Annotated in this window: 15 protein-coding genes; 4 read left to right on the forward strand and 11 right to left on the reverse strand. The window is 40.3% G+C overall.

Features of this window, described 5'->3' with window-relative positions; genetic code table 11:
* From FFJ24_RS05915 to FFJ24_RS05955, 9 genes are all read right to left on the reverse strand, one after another.
* On the reverse strand, positions 1-738 hold the full coding sequence (locus tag FFJ24_RS05915; RefSeq protein ID WP_138823444.1) for a hypothetical protein: 738 nt from the start codon (positions 736-738) through the stop codon (positions 1-3).
* A 413-nt stretch (positions 739-1,151) separates the two neighbouring features.
* Positions 1,152-2,066 (reverse strand): AraC family transcriptional regulator, encoded by a 915-nt coding sequence (locus FFJ24_RS05920; protein ID WP_210419469.1) that lies wholly within the window; start codon positions 2,064-2,066, stop codon positions 1,152-1,154.
* A gap of 43 nt (positions 2,067-2,109) precedes the next feature.
* Positions 2,110-3,012: an SDR family oxidoreductase gene (locus tag FFJ24_RS05925; protein ID WP_138823448.1), complete on the reverse strand. Its 903-nt coding sequence runs from the start codon at positions 3,010-3,012 to the stop codon at positions 2,110-2,112.
* Positions 3,013-3,317: 305 nt separating this feature from the next.
* Positions 3,318-3,770, reverse strand: coding sequence for a hypothetical protein (locus tag FFJ24_RS05930; protein ID WP_138823450.1), 453 nt, complete (start codon positions 3,768-3,770; stop codon positions 3,318-3,320).
* A 47-nt stretch (positions 3,771-3,817) separates the two neighbouring features.
* Positions 3,818-5,404 carry an ATP-binding protein gene (locus tag FFJ24_RS05935; RefSeq protein ID WP_138823452.1) on the reverse strand — a complete coding sequence of 529 codons (1,587 nt, stop codon included), beginning with the start codon at positions 5,402-5,404 and terminating at the stop codon, positions 3,818-3,820.
* A gap of 385 nt (positions 5,405-5,789) precedes the next feature.
* Entirely contained in the window at positions 5,790-7,952 is a 2,163-nt protein-coding gene (locus FFJ24_RS05940) for an ATP-binding protein (protein WP_138823454.1), read from the reverse strand.
* A 381-nt stretch (positions 7,953-8,333) separates the two neighbouring features.
* Positions 8,334-9,248 carry an AraC family transcriptional regulator gene (locus tag FFJ24_RS05945; RefSeq protein ID WP_138823456.1) on the reverse strand — a complete coding sequence of 305 codons (915 nt, stop codon included), beginning with the start codon at positions 9,246-9,248 and terminating at the stop codon, positions 8,334-8,336.
* 19 nt (positions 9,249-9,267) lie between these two features.
* On the reverse strand, positions 9,268-10,005 hold the full coding sequence (locus FFJ24_RS05950; RefSeq protein WP_138823458.1) for an SDR family oxidoreductase: 738 nt from the start codon (positions 10,003-10,005) through the stop codon (positions 9,268-9,270).
* Between the two features lie 12 nt (positions 10,006-10,017).
* Positions 10,018-10,995, reverse strand: a complete 978-nt coding sequence (locus tag FFJ24_RS05955) for an aldo/keto reductase (RefSeq protein ID WP_138823460.1) — start codon at positions 10,993-10,995, stop codon at positions 10,018-10,020.
* A gap of 535 nt (positions 10,996-11,530) precedes the next feature.
* On the opposite strand from FFJ24_RS05955, the gene FFJ24_RS05960 reads away from it, so the two are divergent.
* Positions 11,531-11,851 carry a lysylphosphatidylglycerol synthase domain-containing protein gene (locus FFJ24_RS05960; RefSeq protein ID WP_138823462.1) on the forward strand — a complete coding sequence of 107 codons (321 nt, stop codon included), beginning with the start codon at positions 11,531-11,533 and terminating at the stop codon, positions 11,849-11,851.
* A 463-nt stretch (positions 11,852-12,314) separates the two neighbouring features.
* On the opposite strand, the gene FFJ24_RS05965 is transcribed toward FFJ24_RS05960, so the two are convergent.
* Positions 12,315-13,139 (reverse strand): alpha/beta fold hydrolase, encoded by an 825-nt coding sequence (locus tag FFJ24_RS05965; protein ID WP_138823464.1) that lies wholly within the window; start codon positions 13,137-13,139, stop codon positions 12,315-12,317.
* A gap of 718 nt (positions 13,140-13,857) precedes the next feature.
* Between FFJ24_RS05965 and FFJ24_RS05970 the strand changes: the two genes are divergently transcribed.
* Complete coding sequence (locus FFJ24_RS05970; RefSeq protein ID WP_138823466.1) at positions 13,858-14,703, forward strand: AraC family transcriptional regulator; 846 nt, start codon at positions 13,858-13,860, stop codon at positions 14,701-14,703.
* Positions 14,704-14,766: 63 nt separating this feature from the next.
* Complete coding sequence (locus tag FFJ24_RS05975; protein ID WP_138823468.1) at positions 14,767-16,341, forward strand: S41 family peptidase; 1,575 nt, start codon at positions 14,767-14,769, stop codon at positions 16,339-16,341.
* 299 nt (positions 16,342-16,640) lie between these two features.
* Here the strand turns inward: FFJ24_RS05975 and FFJ24_RS05980 are convergent, their stop codons facing one another.
* Positions 16,641-17,852: an AI-2E family transporter gene (locus FFJ24_RS05980; RefSeq protein ID WP_168202398.1), complete on the reverse strand. Its 1,212-nt coding sequence runs from the start codon at positions 17,850-17,852 to the stop codon at positions 16,641-16,643.
* Between the two features lie 185 nt (positions 17,853-18,037).
* Here FFJ24_RS05980 and FFJ24_RS05985 point away from each other — a divergent pair, with 185 nt between their 5' ends.
* A complete protein-coding gene (locus tag FFJ24_RS05985) occupies positions 18,038-20,215 on the forward strand; it encodes an alpha-galactosidase (RefSeq protein ID WP_246862751.1) in 2,178 nt (725 codons plus the stop codon).
* Positions 20,216-20,219: the final 4 nt, after the last annotated feature.

The raw sequence follows: 20,219 nt of genomic DNA on the forward strand, positions 1-20,219 counted from the left end.
TTACTTAGAAATTGAATCATGAAATCCTACTAGCATCAAAACAGATCGCTCAAAGTCTTTCCCGAAGTTTAATTTGTTAGCTTTAATGTATGCTTGATTTTTATCGTTGGTAGAATTGAGCAACTTTAGCAAGTCTTTCTTGCTGCTGATCTGTTGATAACTTGAATCTTTAAGCAAATAATAGCTGTCTTTCGAACTTATAACTTTCTCAATTCGCTCTTCTATCTTTTCGGTAATTTCTTTTTGTCTCTTAACTAGCAGGCAAATTTTACCCTTATAAAGTAAGTCATAGTAACCAGCTGAAATTCCCTTAAGTGAAGTTGCTGGTTTGAGATTGATAAATTGATGTTCATACAGCGTAAAGGAATTAACATATTCTCGTTGTAATACGACCCCCTCAATATGATCAGGTGCTAAAAGCAATAGTTCATCCTTTATAATGTCATACTTCATACTTAGCTCCGGGTAAAAAATGCCATCATAGGCTATTCCTCCCTTTACATAATGTTCACTTTGAAAAAAAGCATGTTTGTTTTCCTTAAATTTAGGATGGATATTATAGATCTTTCCATTGAATATTGGCATTGTTGCTTCCTGATTACGGAAGAAGATTTTATGAGCCATTTCGGTTGTACTAGCCACAAAAAGACTATCAGTTACTGTTTGCGCACTAACTACGTTTAACTGAACTACAATTAACAAAGAAAATATTAACATACGATAGGTAATCCAAGACATACATTTTCGATTTATGGTCGATTTCAGTTTGAATAAGCATTTTGAAATCGAATACAATATTTGGTCAGGCACTATAAAGCCGAAGTTCAAAATAATTCAGTGAATTATTCAGTACAATTTGTTAAAACAATAGCAGTGATGTTCAAATCCCTCCACAAGAACCTCATTTTTTTCCAAGCTCATCATACTCTGTCACCTTAGTGCCTAGTTCTGCGATTCTCTTCAAACCTGCAATAAATTTATTGCTAATTCGCACCGTTGTCGACCCGTAACGGGGCAAGAGATTTTTAATAGTCTTTTGCCTTGTTTTTTTGTCTTATAATTATAAATTAAATAAACTTTTGGTGAAAAATTTCACAACCTTCAGTCATGTGAATAAAACTTGACTGAAATTAAGAAGACATAGAATAATTTTAATTTAACGACTTCCTGAATTCCAAAGGCGAAATATCAGTTTTAGCTTTAAATAATTTACTGAAAGACTGGGAATGCTCAAACCCCAGTTCATAAGCAATTTCACTCACTGAAAGTTCAGTTGTTGAGAGTTTTTCCTTAGCTTTTTCAATTAGCTTTTCGTGGATGTATTGTTGTGTGGTTTGTCCGGTTAAAGTTTTCAACAGACTGCGCATGTAGTATTGCGACATATTGAATTTATCTGAAAGAAACTGAACACCCGGTAAACCTTTTTCTTTTAGATTATTTCCTTCGAAATAATCTTTGAACAGAATTTCCAGCCGTTCTAAAAATTGATGATGCGCTTTATGACGTGTAATAAATTGTCGCTGATAAAATCTTTCAGCATAATTCAAAAGCGTTTCCAGCTGAGAAATAATAATGTTCTGACTAAATTTATCAATGTTGCTTTGATATTCCTGCTTAATATTATCAGTAATTTGCTGGATTTTCATTTCTTCATCTTCGGATAAGAATAAGGCTTCATTGACAGAATAATCAAAGAATTCATATTTCCTGATTGCGCCTGCCATTGGTGTATTCCAAAGAAAATCCGGATGAATCATCATCATCCATCCGGACGGATTTTTGCCATTCTCTTCTCGTATGACGCTCAGTATCTGATGTGGGGCCATGCAGAACATCACGCCTTCATCAAAATCGTAATCCTGCTGCCCGTATCTATATTTATGATTCATATCTCGTTTGACAGAAATCATGTAAAAATCAAACATCAAGCTCTGCTTTCCACTTTCCGGAGCTGGCGCCATATCTTCAAAATTTATCACACTGATGAGCGGATGTTTTGGCTTAGGTAAACCACGCAAAGTATGGAATTGAGCGATGGTTTTTATTCTTATCGGCGAATCAGACATCAGTTTAATATTTAATCAAATTTAATGAATATATAGATACAGACTATTTTGTCTCAGAGAAATAAACGTCATTTTGCAAATCTTCCATTAAAGTTGGGTATTGAGGATTCCAACCTAATGTTGCCTTAGTTACTTCACTTGAAGTCTGATTATTAAGCTTTGCAAAATGTGCAAACCAGCCGAAATGTTCTGCTGCTTCATCGTTTGTCAGGGAAACAACCGGAACCTGCAATTTTTCTGCAATAAATGTTGCAATGTCTTTAAACGGAATTCCCTGTTCTGCCACTGCGTGATATCTTGTTCCACTGATGAAAGGTTTCTCCAAAGCTAACCGGTACAATTTTGCTGCATCTCGTACGTGGACAGCAGGCCAGAAATTACTACCATCATTAATTATAGCAGCTTTTCTTTTTTCTTTTGCAATATTAATTGAGATTGGAACAAAACCAATTAAATCTCCTTTTCCATGAACCGATGGAGAGAGTCTTACAACGGCAACTTTCACACCTTTTGCGGCTACGGCATCGGCTGCATTTTCTGTTGCAATTCTGGGATGAGGATTGTTTGCGGAAAGGTCTTTTTCAGTTGTGATTCCGTCTTTTGAAAAAAGTGCAGTTCCTGAAGTGATGAGAAAGGGTTTGTCTGTTCCTAATAATGCTTCGCCTATTGTTTCAATCACTTTTCCATCAAGTAGACACATTTCCGCGAATCTCGTAAAATCGTGGACAAAGCCTAAGTGAATTACTGCATCTGAAGCGATAGCTGCTGATTTCAAACTATCAAAATCGTTTAAATCTCCGCGGTGCGCTTCTGCGCCGGCTACAATCAATTTATTTACTGATTCTTCCGAGCGGGCCAATCCCAAAACCTGGTGTCCATTGGCTAATAATTCCTGTACTACGGCAGTTCCTACGAAACCTGTAGCGCCTGTAACAAATACTTTCATTTTGATATCATTTAATGTAGCAAAGTTCAGATTTTGTTTCTGTACGCTTGTAGCCGAAAAGTGTTTTCTTGTAGCCGAAAATTTAAATTAAATTGGTGAGGTTAAAATAAAACTTAAAAGCGCTTAATTTCCGGTACATTCAATATGAATTTAGAAGGAAAAAGAATGCTCAGGAGTGCTAAATCAGATGACTCTTGAAGTTGATAAACCGGAAGATGTATTATAGCGTCTCGCAGAAAATAATTATGCAAATGCCGGAAACGTTCAATTAACAGGATGTGATAGGCATTGGATAGCCTTACGATTTATTTCCTGGTAAAATAAAAAATCAGCTTTGCAGTAGCATAAGCGGGGTCATTTTTATATGGCGCTTCAAGCGACCATGTCATTTTATTGTTATCTATGGTGACTTTGTAGGTTTCGGTGGGATTATTTGTAATGCTGATGTAGTTGACATTATTGCTGCTAGAGAAACTGTATGTATAGGTTCTTGTACCCCTAATATCATAACTGTTCACAGAGTTATTTTCAAAATACTCCCAGGTCTGCTCACCTGTACCAGACTGATCTACAGAATTTACCAGTTTCCCAGTCGCATCATAATACTCGATGATCACGCTCGTGGTGATCCAGTTACCCAAAACTTTTTGTTTAAGTGCGGCAGGATCGTTGTTTGCCGGAACATTTTCAGCATCTTTTTTGCAGCTGATGATAAAAATAAAAAGAACAAGGATGAATAGGGACAGTTTGTGTTTCATGTAGCGGATTTTTTCTGAACAACATTTAGCCATGAAAATAGTTTTGCTTATACAGCATGTTCCGGGAGTGTAAAATAGAATTGCGCACCATTACCTTCCTCGCTTTCTACCCAGATGTTGCCTTCATGTTTGATAAGGATTTCCCTGCATAGAAAAAGTCCTATGCCGAAACCGGAAACTGTAGGGCTTCCCTTAGAGCGGTAATAGCGGCCAAAAATCTTTTCCATCTCGCTCTTTTCTATCCCAGGCCCCTGATCTTTCACTCTAACCATCAGTCCTGCCTTATCTTTGCTGCATTGGATTTTTATATTGCTGCCAGGAGGCGCATACTTTATGGCATTTCCGACCAGGTTGTATATCACAGCTGAGATCTTATTGCGGTCTGCGAACACCCTCAGGCTACAGGTTGACTGAAAGGTGATCTTGTGTGTGCTGTGCATAAAGGAGAGCTCTTCCACAACTTCTTTAAGTAGCTCTGAGAGCTGGAAGGGTTCCTGCTGGAGTTCAAGACTCCCTGATTCCAGTTTTGAGATATCCAGAAAACCGGCAATCATTTTCGACATTTTATTGATCTGTATCTGCGATTTGTTTAATGCACGTTCGAAATTATCTCGGTTCATAGCATCAAGACGTGTTTTCATGATCTGGATGAAACCATTCAGGGAGGTTAGCGGGGTGCGGAGCTCATGGCTAATCATCCCTATGAATTCGTTCTTTCTGATCTCTTCGTTCTTTCTCATGGTAATATCCAGGCAGGAGGCAATATATCCGGCAAAAGAACCGTCGGATCGGAACCTTGGAGGGCACTGGCATAAATACCAGCGGTATTCGCCTTTGCTGTCGGGCATGCGGAACTCCATGTTGAAGACTTCCCGCTTTTTGAAACTTTCCATGTAAGCATTGATAAACTGCTGCTTTTCTTCCGGATGAATAAGATCAACCCAGCCATTGCGTAGCAGCTCTTCAATCTTTCTTCCGGTGACATTTTCCCAGCGCTTGTTAAAATATATACGGTTATTGTCCTCATCGCCAACCGAGATTAGTAGCTCGGTGCCTTCTGCCATGATCTGGAAACGTTCCTCACTCTCGGCGAGTTCGATAACTCTGCGCTCTACGCGCTCTTCAAGTTCAGAATTAAGCTCATGAAGTTCTTTTCTTGTTTCTTCCAAAACGGAGATGATATCCTTATAACCCTGGAGGGAGGTAAGTATTTGTTCTGCTTTTTCAATTGCCTGTTCTTTCAGAACCCTTTCGGTAACATCAATCGCGCTGTTCAGTACGGCAATTACTTTACCTTCACTGTTTTTGATAGGTAGGTACTCAAAATCGAAGTAGTAGGTGCTGATTTTTCCGTCAACCTTGAGTTCTGCGGGCGATCCCTGCCCGGAGCAGGTCTTGCCATCCAGCCATGCCTTACGGAACATATCAGGATAGGGCTGACCGCCAAGCTCAGGCAATGCATCCAGCAAGGATTTGCCGATGACATTGCTGTCCTTTCCCCATATCTTTAACATCGCCTGGTTTGCACTCTCGATTACCGCATCTTCCCCGCGGTGTACCGAGGTGGCTGTTTTCGTTAAACTATATATTTCCAGTAGTTCCTCACTGCTCATTAACCCATACCTGTGGTCCATTAGAATAACGCTTTAGCTGTAAATTTTCTTTCTTATAAACTTCTTTTAATGTAATTTTAACGTGAAAGTACCCCCTTATGTTTGAAGGAATTGAATTTAGTTTTATAAGTAGTGCTATTTGGCTGTCTTTTTATGCCACTATCGCATATTCTACATCTGGGTTTTAGATGGTTTGCCAGGCTGATGTCCTGATTATTCATGAAAATCCGGGCTGTTATTGCTTTCCTTTTTTTCCGGTTTGTCAAAATAAAAAGCAATTATTTATGGCCTTTATGTGGTTATTTAAAGCTCTGGCAGAAATTTAATAGCTGTGGTCATGGAGTATAAAGCAGGGATGACTTTTCTTCAGCCCGGATATAAAAAGTTTATCTCTTATCCATCGATTTTAAATTGGGAGGCTAAATTGAAAGGTGGATCCTTTGCCCGGTTCGCTATCTACCCAAATCCTTCCATTGTGCCGCTCGAGGATTTCTGAACAGAGATATAGTCCAATCCCGAAACCTGCGATGGTTTGTGACTGATCATTTACACGGTAGTAACGCTCGAAAAGTTTCTCTATATCTTCCTTGCTGATTCCTCGTCCCTCATCGCTCACTGATACCACTGCGTTACTGTCTTCTATTCTGCAGTTGATACTAATTGCTGTTCCGGCAGGAGAATATTTGACCGCATTACTGATCAGGTTGGTTACCACATGTCCAATTTTATCCCTGTCGGCATTTACAAATACAGCCCCGGCCTGATGAAATATAATACTGTGGCTATTTGTTGTCACCCTGAATTCGGCCCCCATTTCGCTTATCAGATCTGATAGGTCAAAGTTTTGTTTCTCAATATGGATTTTCCCTGATTCCAGTCTGGAGACATTGAGAAAACTATTGATCATGCCAGTCATCTTTTTTAGCTGGTTGTTGGCTTTTTCTAATGCGGTTGAGGTAAAACTGTCCCCGCTTTTTTTAGCCTTGCTTTGCAGCAGCTGTACATAACCGGTTAGGGAGGTCAGAGGTGTTTTGAGTTCGTGGCTAACCATGCCGATAAAATCGTTTTTTCGCTGCTCGTCTGCTTTCATCTCTGTCACCTCGGACAGTATTCCGACCATTTTTACCGGGTTTCCCAGACTGTCGTACCTCGCCCGGCCATGTGCACTGATCCAGTGCAGCGATCCGTCGGGCCACCGGATCTGGTACTCTCCTTTGTATATGCTGTGGTTTTCCTTTGCTATACGGACCAGTTCTCTGATCTTATCCCTGTACTCTGGAAGCATGGCTTCGAACATATCTCCATAAACGAAATCTTCTTCTGGTTTTTTCCCAAACATCCGCTTAAACTCTTGATTATACTTCATGGTCCCGCTATCGAGGTCAACTTCTGTAGATCCCAGTGACCCGGCGTCCATGGCGATATTAAGTCTGGTATTCATTTCAGAGATTTCCTGTCTGGCATTCACCTGTTCGGTAACTTCGGTGACTACCTGGAGAATGCTTCCAATTTTGCCATCTTCGTCGGCTATTGGCTGGTAGGTAAAATTAAAATATCGCTCTTCTGCTACACCGGCTTTGAAAATGATTGCCTTGCTCTCCATGCCATGATAAGGTATCCCGGTTTCCAGCACGTCATGAAGAATTTTTAGAAAAGGCTGGTTTGCAATCTCAGGGAGTGCCTCTTCGAATCTTTTTCCCTCGACTGCTTCTGTTTTATTCCAGATTTCCAGCATCCGGTCGTTGGCACTCTCAATAATTAGATCAGTACCTTTAAATACATTGATTGCAACAGGTGCCTGCTGGATGAGCCGTCTGAATTTGCGCTCTCCTTCCGCCAGGTCTTCGATCAGCATTTCCATCTTTTCGTTGATCGTGAAAAGTTCCTCATTTGTGGCTAAAAGTTCTTCATTGGAAGCCCTGATCTCCTCATTGGAAGCCTCAAGTTCCTGGTTTAGAAAAGAAATCTTCTCCGTCCTTTCCTTTACCAGCATATCAAGTTTTCCGTTCAGTTGCTCCAGTCTTTCTTTCGTTGCATGGAGTTCTTCATTGGTTGCCTTAAGTTCCTCCATCGCAGTAGCAAGGTCCTCATTTTGAGTATTGAGCTTTTCATTGATGTCCTGTTCCCTTTTAAGAGACCCAACATGTTCATTTACCTCATCAATTGCTATTTGTTTAAAAAAACGGTCTGTAACATCTGTGGCGCTGTGCAGGATACAAATGGTTTTGCCATTTATATCAAGGATGGCCCGATATTCAAAATCGAAATAGAACAGTTGCTCTCTGCCGTCAATAATCAGTTTGGCCGGGGTATCTGCACCGGAAATGGTCAGCCCTTCATCCCATACTCTGGCAAACATCTCAATAAAAGGTTGTCCCTTAAGCTCTGGAAGTGCCTCCTGCAGGGATTTGCCTATAACTGACCGGTCCTTGCCCCATATACGCAGCATTGCATCGTTTGCAAACTGTATATATGCATCCCGACCAATATGAAGGGCCGTCGCAGTCTTTGTATGAGTGAATATTTCAATTACCGTACGCGCATCAAGAAAACCGGGTGCAATGGACATGGGGTAGATTTTAAAGCTATAAAGTTAATGTATTGTGGTATATTCAAAAAATGAATCTATAACGTTTATTGTAATAAATGGTTTCATTATACCGCCATTTTTTATTACCCACAAGAAAGGCAGTTTACGCTGAAACTTTTCTATTATGTCTGTGATGAACCATTGCGGTGTTGAAATTTATGGCTTGCTATTTTGCTCAATGAGAGGCCAATCATTTGGATTTCCTGAATTTTATCACATGTTTTGTGAATCCTGTTCGCTTGGACTAGTCTTATTCCAGGTAGATATAATGGATTTTTGAAGATAAATGCACTTTCCGCCCTGATATTGTCAAAGAAATATCTGTGGCATTTGCTGTTATTCTTCCGTTTTCTGTCGTTTTTAATTAAACGAATGCCTGAACTCCAAAGGGGAAACATTTGTCTTTGTTTTGAAGAGTTTGCTAAATGATTGTGAATGTTCAAAGCCCAACTCATAAGCAATTTCCGAAACGGAAAGATTTGTAGTTGATAATTTTTCTTTAGCTTTTTCTATGATTGCGTTCTGTATGTACTGTTGTGTGTTTAGCCCTGTCAATGAACTCAGCATATCACTCAAATAGCGTTGAGACAGCTTTATTTCCGTGCTGATATATTTTACTGATGGCAAGCCGTTTTTCAGACTATTTTCATCTTCAAAATAGCTGTTTAAAAGTTCGTCCAGAGAAGTTATGATGTCGTGATTGATTGCTTTCCTCGTAATAAATTGCCTGTTGTAAAAACGATTGCTGTAGTTCAATAACAATTCTATTTGCGACACCAAAACATCCTGACTAAAACTGTCAATATTGTTGTCTAATTCATTGGTTATTGTAGTAAATAAATTGGCTATGATTTCTTTTTCTTTTGCAGATACAAATAAGGCCTCTGAAACATCGTAAGAGAAAAACCCGTATTGATTTATTGTTTTTCCTAATGGATAATTTCGGATAAAATCCGGATGAAAATACAAGGCAATCCCTTCATAGCTCTCTGTCTCTTCGGGTGAAAAAACGATTTGTTTAGGCTTCAAAAACGCCAGTCCGCCTTCTTCAAAATCGTAATATCCCTGCCCGTATTTTATTTGTCCTGTGAAGGTAGGTTTAAAGGATATTTTGTAAAAATCAAGACTTATTTTTTGCCCTTTTGGAAACTTTTCCATCGAAACATTATTGTAGTCAACCAATGCAATCAACGGATGCGATGGTGCAGGAAATCCCAGGATTCGCACCAATTGAGATATACGCTGAATGTGATTGATGTTAGATTGTTGGTGCATTTTTCGTTAGCGAATTTAATTAATTTTGTTTGGATGGACGAATCACAATGTCGCCAATTTCAACATCCTCCGGTTGGCTTATAGCATAAATTGCAGCATTGGCGATAGCCAGGGGGTTGATGGCAATCTGTTCCATGCCTTTTTGAATAGCTGTTTTCATTTCTGCGTTTTTAATGTTGTTCGCAAAATCTGTTTTCACAAATCCGGGTGAAATACCCGTGATGCGTATATTTCCGTCAGACTCTTGACGAAACGCCTCTGCAATCGTGCGAATGGCATTTTTAGTTCCTGCATAAACGCCCTGCGTGGGCAGAATCTTTATTCCTGAAGTTGAAATGATATTGACGATATGACCAGATTGTTGTTGTTTGAAAATGGGAATTGCGGCCGCCATCCCGTACAAAACGCCTTTAAGGTTAATATCAATCATTTCTTCCCAACCTTTAATATCCAATTCGTCAATGCGGCTTAATTGACTAATACCTGCGTTATTTACAATAACATCCAATTTTCTGTATTGTTTAACTGCTGTATTGACCAGCCGCGTCAGGTCGGCTTTATTCTTCACATCGATTTGCGAAAAGGTGGCCTCGCCACCTTCGCATTTAATTTCTTCAATAACTTGTTGCAATTCTGCTGTTCTCCTTGCACCCAAAACAACCTTGGCACCGTTTTTTGCTAATGCTATGGCGATGGCTTTGCCCATTCCGCTGCTTGCGCCTGTAATGGCTACAACTTTTCCTTTAATATTTTCCATTGCTGTTCGTTTTTATTTGTCTATTTGTTTTTCTAAAAATTCGGGATAGCGCTCACCCACAAGGGTAATCCCATTTACTGTTGTGTCAATTTTTGTAATTTCGTCGGTTGTTAATACAATATTTGTACTGCCGATGTTTTCTTCTAAACGATGCAGTTTTGTAGTCCCGGGAATAGGTACGATCCAGGGCTTTTGCGCTAAGAGCCAGGTCAATGCTAATTGTCCGGTTGTTATATTTTTTTGTTGCGCAATCCCAGAAAGTGCATCCACTAAAACCAGATTGGCCTTTATATTTTCTTCGCTGAAACGAGGAATGATATTTCTGCGGTCGACATCTTCTAATTTTTTGTTGATGATACCTGTAAGGAAGCCTTTACCTAAAGGACTGAAGGGAACGAAACCGATTCCTAGCGCTGCCAACGTCGGTATGATTTCATCTTCCGGTTCACGCCAAAACAGAGAGTATTCGCTTTGTAACGCTGAAACAGGCTGAACTGAATGTGCTTTTCTAATCGTTTTAGCACTTGCTTCCGATAAACCGAAATATTTAACTTTGCCCTCTTGTATAAGGTCTTTTACTGTTCCTGCAACATCTTCTATCGGAACATTAGGGTCAACCCTGTGCTGATAAAGCAGATCAATGTAATCTGTTTTTAATCTTTTTAAAGATGCTTCGGTGACTGCTCTGATCGTTTCGGGTCTGCTGTCTAAACCTACCGCTGGTCTGGCATCCTTACAACCGAATTTTGTAGCAATTACCACATCTTTTCTAAAAGGCTGTAATGCTGTGCCAACAATTTCTTCGTTGGTGTAAGGTCCGTAAGCCTCGGCGGTATCAAAAAATGTGATCCCCCTTTCAACTGCGTTGCGTAGTAGTGTTATGGCCTCTTTCTGATCAAGGCCTTTGCCGTCCAGAAAGTTTAAACCCATACAACCAAAGCCCAACTCGGAAACTTCCAATCCATTATTTCCTAATTTTCTTTTTTGCATAATCCTTTTTTTAATTGTTTCCAGAACTGAATAAATTTCAGGTATAAAATTCCTGATTGCCGTGCTGTAAAAAGTAGCCCAATTGGTAATTGTTGTAGTCAGATTTTCAAAGGTTTTTTTACACTATAGACAAGTCCGCTATATTTATCTAACGATTTGATGGTTTTCATATCATTGGCAGACGACTCAAAGTCAAATACATTGAAATTTTCACTGATCTTTTCCTTACTTGAAAATTTCGGATCTATAGAGATGTGTGACCAATTAGTTTAAACGGCCCCGTTATACCAATGACGAGCCAGTAGTTTATTGTTCCTTTAATTTTGGTGAGATGGGGCGATGACTTCTGGTTTTTCCAGTAAAAAACCTATAAAAGTCTTTTCGAAAGGAACGACTGTCAGCCGTTGAAAGGCAGATTAACTGATGTAGTATTTTCTGGTTTTTAAAACAAGAATATGGTATGTTATTTATATAATTTTAAATGTCTTACTATTGAACTGATTTGTTATTTTAGCCATAGGCAGGTAATCGACCTATGATCAAGCTAAGCCATCAGTATTTTAAATCCAGGAGTTACTATGCCAAGGAAATCATTGGCTTTACCTTTATCCTTTTTGCCATTTTCTTTTTCCTACATCAGCGGTATGAGCTCCATCAGCTTGGTGGAATACTCCGTTCACCTGATACGTTAATAATTGTACTTGGCATTACATTAACCATAGTTTATTGCCTTTGCCATGCCATTATGTACCGGTACAGCTTTAAGGCCATAGGTGCCAACATCAGCATGGGTAATGGGTTAAAGCTTTTTCTTAATAGGAACTTCGTTAGTGTGTTTCTTCCGGGTGGGGCGTAACCTCGCTTGCTTTTTTCTCCGGCGAGATAGAAAAAGGTGGCGTAGGCCGGACCCGGATCAGTCTGGCATCCTATATATATATGGCCTCGCAGGAATTTTTACGGTGTTTATTGTTACCATCCCCGTGATGGTTTATTTGCTCTTTACCAGGCAACAGGTGGAGGGTGATTTATTGGCTTTCGCTGTACTTAGCCTAACCATTATCCTTTTGGTAAGCCTCAGTATTTCGTTCATAAAGAAAGGCTGAGCCTTAGAAAGCTTATCCGTTTCCGGCCGGATACCGAACTTATTTTAGAAGAAATTGCGGGCAGTATAATAAGCCTACAGCTTTAAATGTGGTCAATTTGCGATGCATTTAAAGATGAAACGTTATAATTTTGCTCCTACTGATTTTTAAGCCGGAAGGATGAGATAATCCTACCGGCTTTTAAGTAACAGGATGAAATAATGCCTGTTTAATTACCTATAATGCTATCAAATCAGCATTTAGCTGATCCTTCGACGTGATGAAAAGTCCATGCGGTTCACCCTGATAAACAATGTATTTTGAACCGGGGATCATTGCAGCAGCCTGCTCACCTGTTGCTTTGATTGGCACAGTTTGATCTTCATCGCCGTGGATAACCAGGGTAGGTACATTTATTGACGAAATATCTCCCCTTAAATCAGTCGATGAGAAAGCCTTCGCACAGCCCAGCGTCGATTTTAAAGTTGCCTGCATCGCTACCACCAGGTCATTGGTCAGAATCTCATTGCTCACAGGTTTGTTTAGCAAGCCAACGCCATAGAACTGTTTCCCGAACCCACCAAGAAATCCGGCACGATCTGCCTGTATACCTGCTGCTATTTCATCGATTTTCTCCTGCGGAACGCCATCCGGATTATCATCTGTCTGTAACATGAATGGTGCTATTGAACTTATCAACACAGCTTTTGATACCCCTTTGCCTCCATGTCTGCTGAAGTATTTTACCACCTCGCCACCGCCCATAGAGAAGCCAACAAGCACAGCGTTTTCAATTCCAAGCTCGTCAATTACAGCTTTCAAATCATCTGCCAAAGTATCATAATCGTAACCTGCCAATGGTTTATCTGATTTACCGAATCCTCTTCTATCGTAAGTGATGCAACGGTATCCTGCATCAGTTAAAGCAGCTACCTGATAATCCCACATCTGGTGGTCGAGCGGCCAGCCGTGGATCAGTACTACAGGTCTTCCAGATCCTAAATCCTGATAGTGGATATTTACTTCGCTGCCATCCTGGGCTTTTGATGTTATAAATTTCATAGTTTAAATTAAAGATGTTTATGCCTTTTAAACACTGGAAAAAGAGATTATGTTCTTGAACCGGCACTGATATCCTACTTCCGGAGGTTTTGAAAATGGGGATAGACTAAAGAATTTGAATGGAATCAGGTCAATAATCGTGTTTTTTAAAGATATTTTATACTGCTGTTAGCGCTTTCAGGAAGGACCGGGGATTTGAAATGCTTGGAAACGAAGAATTCTTTTGTCTGATAACAGGATCGTCTGGATAAAAAGAAAGGGATTACCTTGAGGATATCCCTTATCAACTAACCAAACTAATGTATCCCGGGAACCACTCCGGAATCAGTTTATAAACGTATTGACACAGGAAATGTTTTAGAGCCTGTTTAAATTTTTATAGCAAATATTACATAGCATTTTACTGTCACGCTAAAGGATAATTTCTTTTATAAAAATCAATATGAACGACAGATGTACAAGAGAGGTGAATGGTCTCGAAGTATCGTTTCGACCGTAGTGGAGAATCCGAAGGCCCTGCGAAGCGAAATCTTTTAAATTAGATTTCAAATAACCCGGTACAAAAATATCTCCATTTCGCTTCGCTACATCCGATAGCTATCGGATTAGGATGACGACCATTCTATGGGATAAATTTTATTGTTCTATGAGATATATCATCTCAGGAGATTTAGATCGGGTTGGTTTACTGTAGTCAATTAACTATTTTTACAGCAGAATGCAATCCGTAATAATCAGGCCGAAAAATGAGATATTGAAAAAGTACATTCAATACTTTTTATTTTTCAAGAAGACTGATGCAAATATTTTAAACTATTCTACTTTTCCAAATAACAACCTTTGCCTCGCAATTTACAGGGAAAACAAAATCGATTACATTAAAGATTCAGATTGCAATAATTGCTTAATTACACCGGGCACGGTTAACTTCAAAAGCAGATTGTTCGGGTTTCATAAGATGCCTTTCAATGTTGAGATCAGAACTTCTCTTGATCAGGTATGCATTCTTTTTCATCCGGCGGCATTAAGCGTTTTTACCCGTGAATCTTTTGAGGATTTAATAAGCTCAGATCATGTATTTGATATATTCAAAAACAGGAATGAATTTATTCTGGAGCAGATATTTGAAGAAGAAAATTTTTCCATCAGAGCTGATAAACTTGAAAGCTTACTGCTGGCAAATCTAAATGACAGGCAGCCCGAAAAACTCAAAGAGGCTTTGTACCTGATAGGAAAGGGTGGCGAACATCATCTATCTGTTGAAACCCTGGCCGGAAAACTTGGAATAAGTAACCCTACACTGTTCCGGTTATTCAAGAATAATGTGGGGCTGAATCCAAAATCTTATATCAGGACCTGGCGCTTTAGAAATATACTGAATGAAATACTTGATAAGCGAAGTGCTTTGAAAACCTTAACGAGTGCAGGGCATTCACATTTATATTATGATCAGGCCCACTTCATTAAAGACTTCAGATCATTTTCCGGTCATTCTCCAAACCAGCTCATCGATAAAATTTCCATTGAACATAATGACCTGGCCTGGATTTTCAACAAAAAGTAATTGTGAACGATTTTTACAATTTTAAGAAACAATGTCTTAGTTTCTTTGTGAAAAAAATATACAATGAAATACCTCTTTTCGATAGCTATCTTATTCCTTTTGACGCCTTTTCTGGTTGCCAATGCCCAAATTAGGGATGAATCAGAATTGCCCGGAATATCCTATCACCAGATGCTTAAAGAGCATGATACCCTCGTTTCCTACATCAAACAGATCAGTCCGGTAGTTTACTATAACAAAGAGGTGAGGGGTATCGACTTCAGTTTGCATGCAAAGCAGCTCAGAAAGAAAATTACTCCTCAAACCACGATGGGGCAGTATCTCATTATCATTAAAAAAACACTGAATGCTGCACAAGACGGTCACACAAGCCAGGTAAATTCCACTTTGCTCGACATTGTTAAAAAATACTGGATTCCCGCTAAGCTGGTATCTTTTGACAGTAGTGAAACCTCAAACATGTATCAGTATGCAAGGTATTTAAAAGAGGCCTATTATTCTAAAGCTGAGCTCAATCTGATCTATACTTCGGGAGAATATTATAATCTTCTGCCCTTTAGCTATCAGGGAAAAAAATATCCCGCCAGCATGAAACTCCTTAGCTGTAACGGCAAAAATATTCATGATTTTGTAAAATCACTCACTCTGCTTGTATCTCCATTGCGATGGGATAAGGTAAGGAACAGGGTTTATGATGAAAATTTTTACTGGCCGGCAGAAATCTATAAAAACGGAATCCTTAAGCTTACTTTTCTTGATCAAAAAAACATCAGGCACCAGCTTAACATTTCCAGTAAGGATACCGTAAGTTATCTTGCAGTTAAACATAACAATTATGGTTATTTTAGCCAGACCGATACGGTCATTACCCATTTTTTTGAGAAACAGGGGATCTTTTATGCCAAAATCCCGGCGATGCGGGAAGAACTGGGCGATACGATAAAACGCCGGTTGGGGAGTGTTTTTCGGAGCCATAAAGTAAAAGGTGTAGTAATCGATATCAGGGGCAATGGAGGGGGAAGTGACAATACGTATAACAAATTCCTCAGTAAATTAGTTAAAGACACGCTAAAGAAGAACGTAGTTGTAGCCAGAAATTTTAGTCCTTACATTCAGGCGCACTATCATATCAACAGGGACTCTGTACTTAAAAGCAGTATCTATACTTTCAATCCTGGCGGTCCGATATTGAAATCGCAAAAGATGTATTATATCAAACAGGATTTTAATTTCGTTGTTCCTGATAGCGTTACTTATGATTTTGATGGAAAAATATATGTGCTCCAGGATAAGTTCATTTACTCATCTGCCAGCAACTTATCGAGTTTGGCAAATAGCAGTGAGCAGCTGGTCAGCATCGGTGAGACGCCTGATTTACTGGGAGGACTTCAGGCCAGTACATTGATGATGATGTTACCCTTTAGCAAATTTATTTTTAGGGTTGAGCCCCAGATCGATCTCACAGATATCAAAGCAGTAGGTGATATTTTTCAGAACCATGTAGAATATCCGGTTCCCTACACGATTCAGGATTTATATCTGCGCACAACAACAAAAGATGAAATATTTGGGAAATCTTTTCTTTTAAAACACGACCCTATGTTCCAAAAAATATTGGAACTGGAGAAAAGTAATTAAATTCATAAAGGTCGTGATGGTGAGGAACGCCTGGGTAAATGGGTATTTTGATCTGGATAGCGTTTAATTAGATGGCATGGAAGTTCTCAGGCTATTCAGGAAACTTCTGTTGTCTGTCCAGGTGTTCATACCAGTACTGCTGTTTTTAGCCGATTGTAACATGTTAACGTTTACGGCGCATTTTCAGACGGGCATGGAGAAACTAATCCCATTTTTAGGTAAGATGCACTGGCAAACCATTGTCCGATGTTCATCAATATTTGGGCCAGGCCAGTTAAATTATACGTGCGTCAAACCAACTAATGGTAGATGATATCATTGGTTCGTTCTTCAAGTTTTGGATCTGCGGGGAACTGGCGCAGGTAAAACTCTTCATAGTACGCTTTGATGATTGCAGCGAGCGGCGTTGCAAGCAAGGCGCCGGTAAGGCCGAATGCTGTTCCCATAGCCAGCAGCAGGAATAGTGATGACATGGGGTGGATATTCATTGTTGAAGACCTGAGTTTTGGCATTAGAAAATCAGAAACCAGCTCGTTAAGCAACAGGAAGAATACCAGGCACCAGAGGGCCGTTGCAGGACTTACCGATAGCGCCACCAACGTAGGGGGGATAGCCATAATATAGAACCCGATTTTTGGGATAAGCTCAGAAAAGAAGGCCAGTGCTGCCCAGACAAGTGCGCCCGGAACATTCATCAATGTAAGGAAACCATATACCAGCACAGCCTCTATTGCGCCACCAATCAGATTGGATTTCATCCAGCCGACAAGCATGACCGACGTATGTTTCATCGCGTTTTCTGCTTTTTCCCTTTGCCTGACCGGAAATACGGTAAGATAGAGCTCAATAATAGGTTTTGGATTTCCTACGAAAAATACGACCATGCAGATAAAAACGATAAAAACGAAAACGCCACCCAGAACAGAAAATGAAAAATTTCCGATGCCCATAACCGTATTGCCGATGGAAGGTATTGCTGAGGAAATCGAAGTTCCGCCATCACTGATCTCCTTTCTGAGTTCTGGAAATTTGCTGAGCAGCGAATCCAGATAGCCAGACACGCTTGCATAATATTTTGGCAGGTTTCCGATTAGCACATCCAGCTGGTCACTCAGGTGTGGAACTACCATCCAGCCGAGTAGTGCGGTAATTCCAAAAATCACGAAAAACACAATCAGACTGGCCAGCCAGCGCCTCATGCCTTTTTTTTCAAGGCGGCTTACCGGTGCATTAATGATCACCCCCAGAACAATGGCAAAAATGCCAAGAAGTACTACGCTAAGGATTTTAAATAAAAACCAGAGCAGAATAACCAGTCCTGCTGTGTAAAGGATGATTGAGGTTACTGTCCTGAATATCCCGTCGTTTGTTTTGATGCTCATGTGTAAAGTTAACCCCGGATAAGGATAAAAAGTTTGCATGAGTTTTAATGTAGGTGGAATGATGGGGATTTTCTGCCCTTCCATCTGGGAGTTTCGCAAAAAAAAAAGCAACTGGTTTTCATCCGCCATGGCCATCTTTTTCGAGTCTGTGTAGGTAAGCCTTAAAATCTTACACTTTACCAAATCTATTTTATCTTATGGTGAGGAGCGCTGTAACAAGATACATCATGGCTGATTTGTACAAAACTGAACCATTTCCGTACAAAACCGAACCCTTGCTTAGGCACAAGTAGCTAGTTTTGGAGTCTCCAAATATGACTACTACAAATTATTATGAGATCGACAGTCGGGGCATTCCGCAAAGTTCCGGAAATTCTCCCACACCGTTTATATCGATGCCAATCTTTGAGAAGATTAACAGCGGGTGGAAATGGGCAATTTATGCTTTTTTACCGTTTCTTACTTCTGCTATGGCCGGTTTACCCTGCCTCGCACAGGATGGATGCTACAGCCGCCTGGATAAGGATACCCTTACCATAGGCAATCAATTTATAGAGCGTAAGTTTATCTGGAACGGGGGGGATGTTATCACTTACAGCCTAAGCGACAAAAAAGGCAGGCAAGTTTGGTTTAACAAGCTCAGAAACCCCGATTTTTACATTCAAGCCGGCACCGGCGCAAAAAATGGGCATTATGAGGTGTTAGTGAGAAAAGACAATACTGTCCAGATCTCCGCACAGGAAACCATTATTTCTTTTTCTATAGGCAGTCTTGATATCAAACGAATTTACCGGGTTAATGCTCAAAGTGCTTCGATTGCTTGCGAAACCTATCTGAAAGGACAGGTTGAGGGGATAGCAGGAGGGCAACCGGCCAATGTCGCTGACCAAAAAAACATTGAATTTGCTGATGACATGAAGGTTAACGGTTCTGCTGCAGTTTTAGATCAATTAAAGCTGGAAGGTTACCATTGGCAGGCTAAAGCAGTTGAATTTTTTGACGTAACCGACTGGAACAACAATCTTGTACTGGAGAATAAGTTTATCCCCTATCGAAAAAGAAGTTACCGGGGCAACCTGCTTTTCGCGCACAACCAGGAAAAAGAGGCCGGCTTTTTTTTCTTAAAGGAAGCGCCAGCTTCCAGTGTACAGCTGGCCTATGGCGGTCAGGATTTTACGACTGAATTTGGCCATTTTGCCGTAAACGGTTTGGGGCTAAGTGCCAGGGATATCCGTGCAGATGAGTGGCGCAAAGCCTATATGGTTGTGTTGGGCGTTTATAGCGGACAGGAGTTAGATCAGCTACAGGCATTACGTGCTTATCAGAAAACCATCCGTAAAAATGAGCCGCAGCGAGACGAAATGGTGATGATGAATACCTGGGGTGATAGGAGCCAGGATGCTAAAGTTAATGAACGGTTTAGCCTTTTAGAACTGGAAGCTGCAGCAAAGTTGGGAATCACACATTTTCAGATCGATGATGGATGGCAGCGCGGAAAAAGTCCGAATTCTGCTTTAGCAAAAGGATCTTTTAAAAATATTTGGGACAATGCCAATTATTGGAAACCTGATACTGCAAAATATCCTAACGGACTTGGTCCGATCGTAAAGAGGGGCAAGGCGCTGGGCATTGAGATTTGCTTATGGTTTAACCCTAGTATTCAGCAAGACTATGCAGACTGGGAGAAAGACGCTTCGGCGATGGTTGAACTCTACCGGATGTACGGAATCAGGACATTTAAAATTGATGGACTCTCCATCCCCAACAAGCAATCGGAAATTAATCTTGGTAAAATGTTTAGTAAAGTGTTAAGCGAAACAGAAAACCAGGCTGTTTTCAATCTCGATGCCACCGCAGGTCGCCGGGGCGGGTACCATCTTTTTACTGAATACGGTAACATTTTTCTTGAAAACCGTTACACCGACTGGCAAAACTACTATCCTTACTGGACACTTCGTAACTTATGGCAACTTTCTAAATATGTTCCGGCAGAGAAGTTACAGATAGAATTTTTAAATAAATGGAGAAATGCCGACAAGTATGGCAATGATCCTTTCGCTCCTTCGAGGTATGCTTTTGAATATTTATTTGCCAGTACAATGGCTGCCCAGCCCCTGGCCTGGTTCGAAGGAACAGGGCTTCCTGGAGAAGCATTGGGACTGGGAAAACTAATCGCAAAATACAAAAAGGTTCAGCACGATTTCCATCAGGGAACCATTTTGCCAATTGGTGAGGAGCCTTCGGGCAAATCCTGGACAGGATTTCAATCTCTTCAAAAAGATAGGGGTTATCTGATTGTGTTCAGGGAAAACACTCTGGATGCTGCAGGCATACTGGAGACGTGGTTTCCGGAAAATGTCCGGATACAGCTGAAGCCGCTGCTTGGACGGGGGAAGGCGATGATCCAGACCACTGGTCGTAAAGGTTCCCTGAAGGTAACATTACCCGTTATAAATGATTTCGTGATGTACAGCTATACCATTTTAAGATAAACCA

This window comes from Pedobacter sp. KBS0701, from assembly GCF_005938645.2.
In the GTDB taxonomy this organism is placed as follows: domain Bacteria; phylum Bacteroidota; class Bacteroidia; order Sphingobacteriales; family Sphingobacteriaceae; genus Pedobacter.